Consider the following 13,665-nt stretch of genomic DNA (forward strand, 5'->3'; position numbering starts at 1 on the left):
GACCTATGGAAATTCCTCTTCCCAGAATGATGAATAGCAAGCCGGCAGTCATCATAAAAATAAAAATACCGACAACGCGTGGAATGATTTTCGACAGTAGCCCAATCGCGATGAGTGCAGCGCTGGGAATCATCTCAAAAAACAATTCCAGTTGGAAACCATTTGCTTGCAACGAGCCGCTCAGTTCCAGCGATGAAAATAACATCATCATGAGGCCGACTGTTGTGATAACTCGCGAAGCGCCTTCCCGGTAGTTTTTCACCAGCAGTACATTGAATAACGCTTTGGTGGTGAGACCGACAAGGACCACGACATTGCACATCTCCCAAGTATGATCATTTGTACTGGCAAAGTACAATGCAGAAACAATCGTGCTCAGCATTACCATTGCAAACGCGAAATTACCGGAGCGGTAGTGAACGCTTAACTGCCACTCATCCAACTGTTTCCGGAAATAGGTAAAGGCTGCATGAATCGAGAAACGGATGTTCTGTAAAAGATTTGGATGAAAATCCTTGGCAATTACCATCACGAACAACGCCCGGGCAAGTACGCCAATTGCGACAACGAGAAAGAAAGCCAACCACCGGGTATCCTGTTGTACCAGATAGTAGGCAGCTAATAACAGTGCCGTCGTATTCGTTACCCCGTAAGCGATATTTCCGGAACGGTAATGAATTGTCATTTGGCGTTCATCGATCCGCTTCCGGTCGATGTTGAGGGAGGCCACCGTCGTCCGCAGTAAATAGGAGCCGACCAATAGAAACAACCACAACTGATTGTTCGTTGTGGCAAAGAGAATGAGCGCTAACGCGAAGTTTCCGGTAGCAACCCAGAAAATCCAATCTTTGTTACGCACGATCTTTATCCTCCAGGATGAATAAGTTTTCCACTTTCGTGCCCAACTTTTCTGCCAACAACAAAGCAAGTTTAATCGAGGGGAAGTAGTCGCCACGTTCGATGGCGACGATGGTCTGACGGGATACGCCAACCATATCCGCCAACTGCTGCTGGCTCAATTCGCCGTTTTCAAACCGATGTTTCCGGATTAGTGTTTTCATGTTCCAAATCGAGACTTGTTTGTAACAACTCTCAATATATGGGGTAGTTGACATTATGTCAAGTTCTCTTGACACAATGGTAACACAACTTGATATGGTGTGATAGACTGTATTATATATTCTATTGTTCGTTAAGAGCTTAGTTGATAGAGGAATAGTGTAACTAACCACTCAAAGAGGTGGTAGAATGTATCCGACTACTGCCAAAAGAAGACGTATACGCTCGCATCGCATGAACACGAGCGTGTTTGTGACGTTTCTTGGCTTCGTAGTCGGGATCGAGGTTGTTTTTACTGGATTGTCCAACTTGTATTAGATCACCTGCCGGTTCAGTTCTATCAGTACGTCGGTGAGACCGAAAACTTGAAGCGACGGCACCTTTGTTGTAAGAGACGAACGCGTTCACCGGTCTGGTCGATCAGAAAAAATCGCGGCGGACGAAACAAATCGTCGACCACCTCTGAAGATCGATAGTGCTATAGCGCTCATTAAAGATTATATGCTAAACCAAACCGGATGTCGGTGATTTCCCAATTATGATCGCCAGTCATCGGTTGGGCGGAAGTCATCGAGAATACCCCGCCAACTTGATTATCAATCAAGAAGCCGCCGAAGACATGAATGTTCCATGTCGAATGGTTCCAATACCATTTGTTTTTGTCCGATTCATTGGGGAAGAAGGGATTTGCTGTGAGAGAAGGAGTTGCAGCGGTACCGTCCTCGATTACCATGTTGTAGGGTTGGTATGACGCACCCACTCCTCCGCCTGCGATAAGCTTCAAAGGTGAGTCAAAACTGAATAAACGGCGGATTGTCGGTAAGCCAAAGATATTAATGTCGAGCGATGAGGATACTTCCGGCATATAGACCGAATACTTGATCGATTGTCCACTTGCCAGATTCTCGCGGTACTTGGCATGACGGTATCCGAAATGTCCGTTCATTGTGACCGCTTTCCGGAAATGGTACGATGTAAACCCGACGGTCGTCCCCTCGAGTTTCAGGTTTTTATCTTGCAATTCCATCGTCGTCGGACCGACATAGAGTACGGAAACTTCATTGCCATGATAGGGCAGCGGGTCGAAATCAATGTCGATGTCCGGAGAATCGATGTCGATATCGATATCGGTTGCCAATGCGCATCCCGCCAGCATCGCACACGCAAATACGAGGAAAATAAATCGGATTGACACAAGAAACTCCTTTCTTACGGGTAGCCGCAGGCTTCAGCCTGCGTCTCTCAAATCTACTTCAATTGTGCGGGCTAAAGCCCACGGCTACCATGTAATGGGATAGATTCCGCAATAAACTTTCAACACCGAAAAATACAACTAAAATTGACTGAGAAAAAAACGGGCAGATTGTTACATCTGCCCGAGATTCGTCAAACCATCTACCCCGGTTACTCTTCCTCGTCCATTTTCTTTTTAAGGTCGTCAATTCGTATCTGAATCCGGTCGCGATCCATGATGGCGGCACGAACTCGTTCCAATTCTCGCTGGATCGACGACAACGGCAATGCATCGGAAACATTCCGCTCATTTGCCTGGCGATAGGTTTCCTCCGCCAACGACAGCAACGCCCGGTCGAGCCGCTGACGTGCCGCAGTTAAATCCAACCGCATCTTCCCGATCGCTAACAGGCGGTCGGCACGGTGGAGGAAGGTCTCCGCAAACGATTTTCCTTCGTCGTAAATATTCTTATGTCTCATAGTCTTTCGGTAGGACAGACAAGAGTGTCTGTCGTACTTAAAAATACTTAAAAATGGTAGTCCAGTTGCAACCGGAAACTTAAGTCATTGCCCGTTACATTGTCCCCGGCAAACGGGTGTGCATACTGCAATTGTTCAGCCGTTTCACCGCTGCGACTGGGCGGTTCGTTCCCATCGCGGGCAGCGATATAGGTAATCGGATTCGACCGTTCGGAGGTCAGCTTCGCCTTGATGTAAAGACCGGGACCGATTCGTGAACCCATCGCAACGTACAACCGCAATCCATTCCCGTCACGGACGTAGAAGTCCCCTTCTTCATAGTTCCAGAAGAATCCGTCGTAAATCGTCGCACCGCCGCCAATCCACATCGGTCGCGAGAGATTATGGCGGAACGAAAAACCCATCGCTTCCGCTGGTGAGGCGCTCTGACCACTGACCGGGGAATTTCCATTAGGATCGACGTCATACACCAAGCGGGGTCGCGGAGCAAATCGTGTTACCGCGTAACTATACAAAAGCGTCACTTCATCGAAGTTCGTGAGCCGCACCCGGGTTTGCAGACGTCCCTGCAAGGCGCGGTAATACATCTTGTCTTCCTGATTCAGATAGGCGCGCGCTTGATCACTAAACCGCAAATTGAATTGCAACGGAAAGATCGGACGGTACTGTCCTCGAACGACCCAGCGGTAATACTCAGCATCGTCGGATTTACGGGTCCACTGGTCAAGTTCAAACGAGGTAACCAATTGCCGCAGCAGTTGATACCGTCCGGAGAGCATCCAGCCTTTTTCCGGTTGGGGTTGGAACGAATTGTCGTACAATTGCCCGAAGGTAGCGTCGCGTAAATAATACTCATCTTCGAAAATTGTTCCCTTGAACCGGGCGTAGTTAGCGTATCCACGATCATAAGGATTGTCGTATCCAACGTCACGATTGCGATACAGCAACATTAAATTAAACGAGGGGTATTGCGTATAGAACGATGTGACGAGCGCTTTCGGATCGTCACCCAGTCGCAGCACTGAGCCGGTCTTTTCTAATTCTCCCCATTCGCCTTGCCAAGAGAAATTGTTGAATACTGTTTGCCAGTTAAAACCGTAAACCCGCACCTTTGATTTCGCTTGTTTCCACAAATCGCTTTTCCAAGAACTCGAGTACGCATCGGTAATTTCACGATTAGCAAAATCGTCGTTAATTTCGTCGAATTCGCTGCCGAGCACGAGATTGTTTGTATCGAGCGTCGGTCGCAACGGTCGATTATACATTGCTTCCACCCAGCTCATACCAAACCGGACGCCTATAACGGGAAGGAAGGACACGTTGCCGGCAAGGATCGTCTCCCGGGTATTGTCGAGGAACGATTGAACGCCGGGATGACGATCAACCTTTGTACTGAGAAGTATCGCAGGATTGCTCGGATTGGGATAGGTTGAGTCGACTGCCGGATAGGAGTCGTAATGCACCCGTGGCGACAAAACGATAAAGCGATTGATGCTGCCGTCTGGATTAAGAACCGCATCTTTCCAATCGCTGCTTAGGAAAGCGGTCGCTTCGATTGGGCCGCCGCGCGCCTCGACAGCAACGCCGCGATAAGTAAACTCTTCGTTACGTGACAAATCGCCGAGGATGCCGCTCAAGTGTTTACTATAACCAAATCCGGTTGCGCGGGGCGAGAAGTAATCGCCGCTCGAGAAGATTAATCCTTCGCCGAACCCGGCTTGAAAGTTACCGACGATAAATCGTTTTATTGTAATCGAACCGAGATTCGTGTAATCCTTCTCGAAGAAAAATTTCCCTTGGGTGAATTTGGTATTGCCAAAGGGGTGTTCGGTGAGGGATAACTCATTGCGCCCGCGGTGCATCGACAATCCCATTTTCCAATCGATGTAGTTTAGCCGCAGTTTGTAATGGGTATCGAGTCGGCTCTGCGCAATGACATCTTCGCGAACGGCGTCGGCATTGCCCGGTAGATAGGGCGAGTCAAACATCCGGACTTGAAAGAAACCGTGTACCTGTTTAAATTTTTCGGTCGGTTCATAGGTTAAATACGGCCGAGCATTGGTGTAGCCGTAATGGGACAGTCCGGGCGTCTGCCTGAGTTCCCGTTGACTAACAATCGGATTCCCGCTGACAATACGTTTCTTAATTGCGACGGCATCGACGGCACTGACATTCTGAATATCGGTTAGCTCATCGATAGTAGCTTCATTGACGTTGATCGGGTCGAGTAACTGATCCGCTAATTGGTCGGCGAGACCTTCACTGAAACCATCGTCGCTCACCAATTGTTCGATGCGGTATGAATTCGCTTCGCGGCGCGCGGCAACCGGATCGTCCATTCCCGGTGTGCGAACAATAATTTTGTCGCGTAATCCTTCGACAGTTTCGCGCGGGAGTCCTTCGACATCGAATAAGTCGTAGAAGGTTTCAAACGGCCCTTCAAAGCGAATCCGGTCGCGGATAAGTTGTTGTTCCTTCTCCGTGATACCGAGCGTTTTGAGTTGTTCATCGGACGCTTGGTTGATATCGAGTAAGCCGTCTTTGATGACTGATTTTGTTGTGACATTTACCGGCGGCGGATCGTCTTCGCTGTATTGTGCCATCGCAGGTATGGCAAGCGACAATACGATTGCGAATGCTACGAAGTAAGCTACCCATCGAGGCGTACCTGTTACGTCGGATTCTTGTAGGGGCGTATTGCAATACGCCCCTACGTAAGGTGATGGAATGTTTGATTTAATACCCATAGCCCAACCCGAAGAGATGAGTCGCGGGAAGCGACGGGTGAGTGAGATACGTATAATCGACCCGGAAACCGAGAATATTCTTTACACCGAAACCGAGTGCGATCCGATTGGGATTGGAACGGATACCCATCCGTAAATCGAGATGTCGATCGACTTCCAATTCGACGCCGCCCTTTAGCAACTGCTCTTGTCCGAGCGTGCGTTCCAACTCGATGGCAGTCAATACGCCGCGATAAGGTGAATAGGCGACACCGGCATTAACAACAGTCGGTAAATCGTGCTCAACCACACCACTCAGAGTGGGATGGTTCAGATTGGATACGCGCATTCCGATGCGAGTACGTTGCCACAAGGTTGCCCGTACGCCGGCATCGAGTCCGACGACCGTAGCACTGCCCAGCGACGTTCCGTTAATCGACATCCCGAACGATTGCGACATTACCTTCAATGCATACCCGAAAGCGAGATCGGTATTCATATCGCGTTGCATGTAAAAGGCGTGGGCAAGTGACAACGCAGTTTCATTGCTGAGTGATTCGCCGCGATAGCTAACGCCGCTATTCAAAACCGCGATGCTGGCGACACCCCACTCTTTTGGCAATGGATACGCGCCAGCGGCGCCGTAGAGATTCATGAATCCAACGCCGTACGGTTTGGTGAAAGCGAATCCACCGGATGGATTCTTAAGGGTAATCAAACCTGCCGGATTGATGAACGCCATCGCCGGGTCGCCTGCCAAGGCAACCGTAGCGCCGATTGCCGCCAATCTTGGTTGCGGCGGTTCGATGTCGGTCGATACTTGCGCCCAACCAACAGTCGCGAGAGATAGCAAGACAAATAGTCCGAGGTAAATTCGTTTTGTTGCAATATGCACGGTTGGGTTTCCTTATAACTTCGTGCCGATAACGATGGGAGCGGTTGCCGATTTAGTGGTGCCGTTCAAATTCGATTGGACGTGCAGGATATAGGTACCGAGCGGCAGTTTCTCCCGTAATTCGTCTCTGCCATCCCAACGGGTTTCACTTGCCCCGTTACTGGTTTTATCAATCAAGGTCGCAACGACCTGTCCCTTCATATTGAAGACGCGAACTTGCACGCGGGCGAGTGGCGGTGCGCTGAACTTAATGGTCATCGTTTCACCGACATCGTTCACCAATACCCGTGCCGGTACTTCAACGGTCGTTTCGTAGGAAAGCGCGGTCGATGCGCCTTGTTCAACAAAGTCTTCGATAAAACCCGCTAACATTTGGAAATCGGTGTTGTAGGTTGAGGCAACGCCCCGCACTGTGTAAACTTTACCCAACATCCCCGTTAACGGAATTGAATCGCCCTCAGCGGTTAGCACTTTCGGCATATTCATCGTATCCCAGATCCGCAACGGAATCGTACCGGTACCATCGTCGACCAATACGTTGGTACCGCCGCCAACATTCGGGTCGACCGAGATAACTCGTCCGGTTACTTCGACCCAGCTTCCCGAAGCGTAATAGAGTGGATTACCGGTAGATACCAATTCCCGTTGTAACGAAATGTCGCCGGTATGCAATTGAATCGGGTGAGCCAAGGGAAGAGTGTCTAACACCGTCCAACTGGATGCGCCGGTGGCTTGCAGTGCGCCATTGTATTGCGAAATTGCCGCGGTCATTCGAACGTAGGTACCGCGCGCCATACCGGGGATATTGAGCGGCGAAGTCGATTCACTGAGATATAAACCGATACTGGTAGTCGTATCGACGATATAGGCATCGGTACGCCAGCTACCAGAAGAAGTAGTTCGCCCTTGGATGTAAACAACCTGTCCTTCGAGTTGAATCGAGCGATTTAAGTACAGATCCGGGTAGTCAATGATTCGCCGGTAAATATCCGAATTGGTTAAACTGACAGTGAAGGAGCGTTCATTCGACGAACTAATCGCACCTTCGCTGTCGCGAGCATTGATTTTGTAACGGACGATGTTACTAGTCTGTGTTGAATCGGGTGTAAAGGGTCCGGCGATTACGGTAAACGAATTGCCGGAACTGGTATTCATGGGAATCGAATCGGCGGCGGTCGATGCATTCAAGCGGTAGGTAAGCCACACCGCACTCACCGATGTTTCAACGTCGGTCACTGTCGCGGTAAATGTTACCGGGTCGTTAGGACCGGGCGCGAAGGGGGAGATTGCGATATTGGCAATGATTGGTGCATTATTGCCAAACGCTTCAAAGTCACTGTCGGAACGTGGCTCCAATTGATAGGTCGTTGCAGCGGTCTGGCGGACATTGGCGCGAATCGACTTCAACGAATCGCCTACCGCAAGCACCATATTCCAGCGGCCGCCCACCCCGAATCCTTTGACGTTAATCGATGATGTCCCATCGGAAATGGTGATTCCATCGGTCGCAACCGCGGTCACGCGGATATTCGAAACCTTAACCAACATCCCTTCGTATGGTTCCGCCGTCGTCGTCGATGCAAGTGCAGTCACGTTTGTATTGAGGGGAATTGGTGTCCAAGCACTGCTCATTACTGTACGGATTGTGTCGGTTGCATAAACCGACAATTGGGTTTGACCGCTGGTTTCGGAAACTGTTCCGGTTAGGAAGACGCTATCACCAACAGCAACGGTGTGCGCTTGTGCAGTGCGAATAAACAGCCCGTGATAACCAGTGGTGTCGCGATCCTGCACAAAGAAACTTTGGGTACCACCCGCGCCGCCGTTGATGCCAATGCCGGATACGATTGCTGCTACCTGCGCCCGTTGATTCACATAAGGGGAGGGGCCGCCGGGTGTGCCGGAATTGTACTGAATTTCATAGGCGGTGCGCGTTTGGGCAAACACCGTGGTTGCGATAAGAATCGCGCCAATTGCGAGCGCTGCCCGCCGTACTGAGAGGAAACCAAGCAACATATTTTCGATTCCTGTTGGAAATACTTGCCGAAGACCGGCGCTGGATTGATGGGAATTCGTAACCTGTAAAATGCGTCGAAAAGACAGCAATTACAAATACTCCTCCCGGATTCGTCGACAAATAAATCAAGAGTAGACGACAAAACGGGTAGTCTTTCGACTACCCGTTTTTATTGATTCAAAACAGATAGGTGTCAATAGATCGGGGCAGATTTGCCGGTAATACGTTCGACCGCTTTGCGAAAGCGGTCAATATTTTCTGGAGAATCCGGTTCCAGCGCTGCTTTGGTTGAAGGCATCAACGTCTGTTGCGCTAATTGGATTTGTCCGGCAAAGCCTTTTTCGTCCGCTACAAACTTGTAGTACTTCAATAGCCGTTCCGCCATGTTACACCTCCTAAAATCCTTTAAGCGCTTGGATATATGGTTCTGCTTCGGGACCCCATGCGGAAGGTGGTTGAATCTTCCACTCACAGTGTTCGTCGCCTTTACCCGCACAGACCGGTTCAATCGCAATTAACTTCTTGCCAAAGAATGCGCTACACCAGCCAGATGCATATCCCATCAGCGACCAACAAACCGGATCGTGCGATTGACCCGAATAGGCAAGGTGTTGTTGTGCTTCATAGGAATTTTTCCAAACTCCGGTAAAGAAGAATTCACCGGTCGATCGGTCGAAACGCAGCTCTTTCGGTGTTGCATTGACGACCCCTTCCCAAGTATGTATTACCGGACCAGACGCTAATAAATCGATTTCGGTATCGAACTCATAGTTTAACTTCATTTGCATGAAATCCGAGTAGCCATTCTGATAACCGAACTTGAGAAAAAACTCCCGCGCTTTTTCGATTCCGAGCATTTCGATTAACTCATAACGAAGCAAACCAATCGCTCCGGCATCAAAAAGCACCAAGCGACTCGTTTTAAAAGAGGTCTGACCGTTATCGAAATCGAACTGAAGATCTTTCGGAAGATTGAAATCGGATGCTTTCATCGTGCTCCTCCACTTGCGTAAGAAAACTCTATTCCTGTTACCCTCAAATGCATGAAGGTGTGAGTTGTATAATGAAAGATTCGCTTAAGCTGGAACCCGTGTTGTGCAAATCCCCTGAGGAATGATAGCAAAAGGGGTGACGGTAATCAAGTGTTTAACGTTAGTTTCTTCAATTTGTTACACACAAATTGTCGACAAAGCGACAAACCCGATTTCAAAAATAAACATTGTTATCGTAAATCGGTAAGCAAACAGATACATTGAGTTTTACCAATGCAACTGCTATTTTGTTTGGTAGAGGAAACAGTACTAAATCAAACCCGATAACCAGATAGGTATTCAATGAGTGATGTTCGCGTTCGTTTTGCCCCTTCACCGACGGGGTATCTCCATGTCGGTGGCGCTCGTACCGCGCTGTTCAATTGGCTATGGGCTCGCCGTACCGGGGGAAAATTTCTCCTGCGGATCGAAGATACCGACCAGCAGCGTTCAACTCCCGAAGCAGTTGAGGCAATCCTTGTCGGAATGAAGTGGCTCGGGATGGAACCCAATGAACCGATTGTTTATCAAATGGCTCGGCATCAGGAACACAAAGAGTTGTGCCTCGAGTTGATCGAGCGGGGTGCCGCTTATGCTGATTTCTCCGACCCGGCGGTCGAAGCGGCAAAGCGGGAAACCTTACAAGCCGAGAAGAAGCAGTACAAGTTCGACGGTAGTGCATATCGAAACGTCCCCCTCGCCGAGCAAAAAGTGCGGATGGCAGCCGAACCGGGGCAATATGCGATTCGTCTCCGCATTCCGGATAGCGGAGCAACCAGTTGGAAAGATGTTGTCCATGGTGAGATTGTCGTCAACCATAGCGAGCTCGACGATTTCATTATTCTCCGCCGTGATGGTTCACCAATTTACAATTTAGCGGTGGTCTCCGACGACCATTTCCAACGGGTTACGCTGATTCTGCGCGGTGACGATCATATCTCGAATACTCCAAAACAGATTCTCATTTATCAAGCGATGGGATGGGATGTCCCCCAATTCGGACACCTCCCGATGATTTTGGGTCCCGATAAGGTAAAATTATCGAAACGGCACGGTGCAACGGCGGTTGGTGATTACGGCGACATGGGGCTCTTGCCGGAAGCGATGATAAATTTCCTCGCACTGTTGGGTTGGTCGCCGGGTGATGATACCGAGGTGATGTCGCAAGAGGAATTGATTAAACGATTCGCGCTTGAACGGATTATGCCGAAAGCCGCCGTCTTCGATTTACAGAAACTGTTTTGGTTGAACGGGCAGCACATCGGAAAGAGCGAACCGGCATTCCTGTTCGAGAAGTGCGGTGGCGTAAATGCTTTCCATCGCGAGCTGGATGATACTGTCACGACCGCTATATATCTTTGGAAAACCCGGGTCCGGAAACTTGATGAGTTGGTCACTGCCGCCAAAGTCGTATGGGAAGATCCGGTCGAATTTGAAGCGGAAGGAGTAAAGAAACAGTTTTCCGATGCTAAAGTCTACGAGCGGATGACGAATTTATCCGATGCATTTTCCGAACTGACCGAATTTACTCATGAGTCAACTGAAGGAGTGCTTCGGCAATTGGTGGAAGCAGAGACTGCTGCAACTGGCGAAAAGGTCGCTGCCGGGAAGTATATTCACCCATGCCGCTTACTGCTGACCGGACGAACGGTTGGTCCCGGTCTGTTTGAACTTGTGGTAGCAATCGGGAGGGACGCTTGCATTCGCCGGTTAAGGAAACGTATCACAAATTGAACCACTGCAACCTTTCCTTTTCGACATGCAACTAAACCAAACGAACGGAACCGGTTCTAACAAAAGAGAGTACATACTGAGTCAGTTAACTCCACCGGATATTTTTTAGAGGGAACAATGAAACGCATTTTAACATTCGCATTCGCTTTAACCCTTGTCACTGGAATGGTTTTCCTTTCCAGTTGCAGCAAGAAAGTCACCCGGATCGAAACCACCGAGACGAAAGATTTATCGGGACGCTGGAACGATACCGACAGCCGGAATGTGAGCGAAGAAGTCATCAAAGACGTCACCAATCATCCATGGCTGCCGCAATTCGTCACCCGTAAATCGAAGAATCCAACGATAATCGTGGGAACGATTCGTAATATCTCGACCGAACACATCGCAACCGGAACCTTTGTGAAGGACATCGAGCGGGCATTCATCAATAGCGGTCGGGTCACCGTTGTCGCCTCCGCGCTGGAACGCGGCGAAATGCGCGACGAACGCAATGAAATGCAGGAAAACGCCGATCCCGAAACCATCAAGAAGTTTGGTCGTGAAAAGGGCGCCGACTATATCCTCTCCGGCGAAATCAATGCGATTGAAGACCGCGAAGGGAAGAATTCGGTGATGTTCTATCAAGTCGATTTACAGCTCACCGACCTCGAAACCAATGCCAAAGTTTGGATTGGCGGCACCAAGATTAAGAAATTCATCGAGCGCAACAAGTTTAAGATTTAAAAATGCTGTAAGCCGGTTTCATAGTAGGGGCGTATTGGAATACGCCCCTCTGTGTATCGAAAAGAGACAATGCTATACCTATGCTGTACCGAACTACACCGACTCAAACGACCGTACTCGCTTTAGCGCTGTTCGCCCTTTTTTTTACCGGGTGTATGAGTAAGTATGCCATCAAACAGGATGACGCGCGTGAAGCAGTAATCCGTGGCGATTTTTCCTCTGCGGCGAAATTCTATCTCGAAGACAAGAAGCCGACCGATTATGTCGATGTTTTGCTCAATCGGGGTTTGGCGCGGTTCGAGACCGGCGATTTCCTAAATGCCGAGAACGATTTGCGGCGCTCCTACGAGAAAATCGATGAGTTGTTCACGAAGTCGATTTCGAAAGGGGCGTTATCGCTCGTAACGAATGACCGTGCGCTTGCCTATTCCGGAACGAATCTCGAACGAGGCATGCTGCACTATTATCGAGCATTAGGATATCTCAATCGCGGCGACCGTGATGGTTTTTCGATTGAGACCCGGTCGTTAACCAAATATCTTGATCAACTCCCCGGACTAAGCAAACGAAGTTATACCGATGACGGTTTCCTGCGTTATTTCGGTGGCATCGGATTCGATATGGCGTCGCAGCCGAATGATGCGTGGATTGCCTACGAACATGCTCGCACCGCCTATCCAAAGTCGTATGGATCGGTGCCAACATTTGTGTTTCCCGCATCGCTGTCGGCAGCAAAACGTACCGGTATCGTATCGGCCGACAGCGTTACCCGCAGTGGCGTCGAGCTGCCGAAAAGCGGCGAAGGGCGCTTGGTGCTAATAGTAGAGACCGGCGTTATCTGCGGTCTCGAAAACAACGAAATCACAATTCCGTTATTTGAGAAAGACTTCTCCTGTGATTTCGATAATAATTTCGATTACGATGCCTACGGTAATGAGTTATGGTATCGACGCGATAACTACAGCAGTGGCGGTTACAAGATTGTCGATTGGATTCGCATTGCAATACCCTCAGTAACGAAGAGCGGAGAATCGCAAATTTCCCAAGTCCGGGTTGGTATCGATGGCAATGAAATATTGGCAGTCCCAGCGGCAGACTTATCTCATGTCTTTCAAAGTGAATTCAAAGACCGCTTTCCCGGGATCTTAGCCCGAACGTTCGCCCGCGCCATATTAAAGCGCGGTGCTGCGAATTTGGCGAAGAAAGAAGGGGGTGATGTCGGTTTCTGGCTCACGAAAATCGCCGGTGATTTAACCGAAGTTGCAGACACCCGGAGTTGGGCGTTATTGCCGGATCGCATTCATGTGTTAGACCGCACGCTTCCCGCCGGTAGTCATACAATAAATGTGTTGGGTACGGGTACCAACATCGAAAGCAAGAGCGGCGGACCGGAAACGATCCAAATCGAACCGGGTAAAATCACCGTGAAGCGGATTCGGCTCATCGGATAGTAGTTGAATCGTGTGTCGTTGGAACACTTATATCAAGACTTTCTGCAACTTTGTCGTTAACAACTTCCTCTAACGAACAAAGAATGGTTATTCACCGAAACGAATCGCAACCTACTTCTCTGGGAGGATGTCATGTCGGAAACAACGCAAAAAGCAGATAATGAGAAATACTGCTCGGAGTGTGGTAATATCATCAACGTGAAAGCTGAGATCTGCCCGAAATGTGGCGTCCGGCAATTTACCCCGTCGAACAATTTTTCCCGCATTTCACCCAACGGTAAGAGCCAACTCGCCGGTGGACTGTTCGCAATTT

General features: G+C 49.4%; 13 protein-coding genes. 4 read left to right on the plus strand and 9 right to left on the minus strand.

The features are described from left to right. The 9 genes from OEM52_09355 to OEM52_09395 form a co-directional block, all read right to left on the minus strand. A partial coding sequence (locus tag OEM52_09355; GenBank protein ID MDK9700337.1) for a hypothetical protein occupies positions 1 to 859 on the minus strand: 859 nt, incomplete at its 3' end. After that, a complete protein-coding gene (locus OEM52_09360; GenBank protein MDK9700338.1) occupies positions 852 to 1,061 on the minus strand; it encodes a helix-turn-helix transcriptional regulator in 210 nt (69 codons plus the stop codon). The genes OEM52_09360 and OEM52_09355, both read right to left, overlap by 8 nt. Before the next feature lie 488 nt (positions 1,062 to 1,549). Beyond that, positions 1,550 to 2,254, minus strand: a complete 705-nt coding sequence (locus OEM52_09365; protein ID MDK9700339.1) for a hypothetical protein — start codon at positions 2,252 to 2,254, stop codon at positions 1,550 to 1,552. A 209-nt stretch (positions 2,255 to 2,463) separates the two neighbouring features. Beyond that, a complete protein-coding gene (locus OEM52_09370) occupies positions 2,464 to 2,772 on the minus strand; it encodes a hypothetical protein (GenBank protein MDK9700340.1) in 309 nt (102 codons plus the stop codon). A gap of 47 nt (positions 2,773 to 2,819) precedes the next feature. After that, on the minus strand, positions 2,820 to 5,519 hold the full coding sequence (locus OEM52_09375) for a hypothetical protein (protein MDK9700341.1): 2,700 nt from the start codon (positions 5,517 to 5,519) through the stop codon (positions 2,820 to 2,822). Then, entirely contained in the window at positions 5,509 to 6,393 is an 885-nt protein-coding gene (locus OEM52_09380; protein ID MDK9700342.1) for a hypothetical protein, read from the minus strand. Before OEM52_09380 ends, OEM52_09375 begins: the two co-directional genes overlap by 11 nt. A gap of 12 nt (positions 6,394 to 6,405) precedes the next feature. After that, entirely contained in the window at positions 6,406 to 8,499 is a 2,094-nt protein-coding gene (locus tag OEM52_09385; protein MDK9700343.1) for a hypothetical protein, read from the minus strand. A 104-nt stretch (positions 8,500 to 8,603) separates the two neighbouring features. Next, the gene (locus tag OEM52_09390; GenBank protein MDK9700344.1) at positions 8,604 to 8,795 is read right to left on the minus strand and encodes a hypothetical protein; all 192 of its coding nucleotides are present in this window, start codon (positions 8,793 to 8,795) and stop codon (positions 8,604 to 8,606) included. Positions 8,796 to 8,805: 10 nt separating this feature from the next. Then, positions 8,806 to 9,402 (minus strand): XylR N-terminal domain-containing protein, encoded by a 597-nt coding sequence (locus tag OEM52_09395; GenBank protein MDK9700345.1) that lies wholly within the window; start codon positions 9,400 to 9,402, stop codon positions 8,806 to 8,808. Positions 9,403 to 9,744: 342 nt separating this feature from the next. Between OEM52_09395 and gltX the strand changes: the two genes are divergently transcribed. From gltX to OEM52_09415, 4 genes are all read left to right on the plus strand, one after another. Beyond that, positions 9,745 to 11,175 carry a glutamate--tRNA ligase gene (gene gltX, locus OEM52_09400; GenBank protein ID MDK9700346.1) on the plus strand — a complete coding sequence of 477 codons (1,431 nt, stop codon included), beginning with the start codon at positions 9,745 to 9,747 and terminating at the stop codon, positions 11,173 to 11,175. A gap of 117 nt (positions 11,176 to 11,292) precedes the next feature. Next, positions 11,293 to 11,901, plus strand: a complete 609-nt coding sequence (locus OEM52_09405) for a penicillin-binding protein activator LpoB (GenBank protein ID MDK9700347.1) — start codon at positions 11,293 to 11,295, stop codon at positions 11,899 to 11,901. Between the two features lie 80 nt (positions 11,902 to 11,981). Then, positions 11,982 to 13,352: a hypothetical protein gene (locus tag OEM52_09410; GenBank protein MDK9700348.1), complete on the plus strand. Its 1,371-nt coding sequence runs from the start codon at positions 11,982 to 11,984 to the stop codon at positions 13,350 to 13,352. Positions 13,353 to 13,484: 132 nt separating this feature from the next. After that, positions 13,485 to 13,665: hypothetical protein (locus OEM52_09415; GenBank protein MDK9700349.1), on the plus strand; the 181-nt coding region annotated here is incomplete at its 3' end.

Source organism: bacterium (assembly GCA_030247525.1).
Classification (GTDB): domain Bacteria; phylum Electryoneota; class JAOADG01; order JAOADG01; family JAOADG01; genus JAOTSC01.

Coding starts and splice junctions, on each gene's coding strand:
- OEM52_09395 (MDK9700345.1), bottom strand. CDS start 9,402: ATGAAAGCATCCGATTTCAATCTTCCGAAAGATCTTCAGTTCGATTTC.
- OEM52_09405 (MDK9700347.1), top strand. CDS start 11,293: ATGAAACGCATTTTAACATTCGCATTCGCTTTAACCCTTGTCACTGGA.
- OEM52_09360 (MDK9700338.1), bottom strand. CDS start 1,061: ATGAAAACACTAATCCGGAAACATCGGTTTGAAAACGGCGAATTGAGC.
- gltX (MDK9700346.1), top strand. CDS start 9,745: ATGAGTGATGTTCGCGTTCGTTTTGCCCCTTCACCGACGGGGTATCTC.
- OEM52_09375 (MDK9700341.1), bottom strand. CDS start 5,519: ATGGGTATTAAATCAAACATTCCATCACCTTACGTAGGGGCGTATTGC.
- OEM52_09390 (MDK9700344.1), bottom strand. CDS start 8,795: ATGGCGGAACGGCTATTGAAGTACTACAAGTTTGTAGCGGACGAAAAA.
- OEM52_09370 (MDK9700340.1), bottom strand. CDS start 2,772: ATGAGACATAAGAATATTTACGACGAAGGAAAATCGTTTGCGGAGACC.
- OEM52_09410 (MDK9700348.1), top strand. CDS start 11,982: ATGCTGTACCGAACTACACCGACTCAAACGACCGTACTCGCTTTAGCG.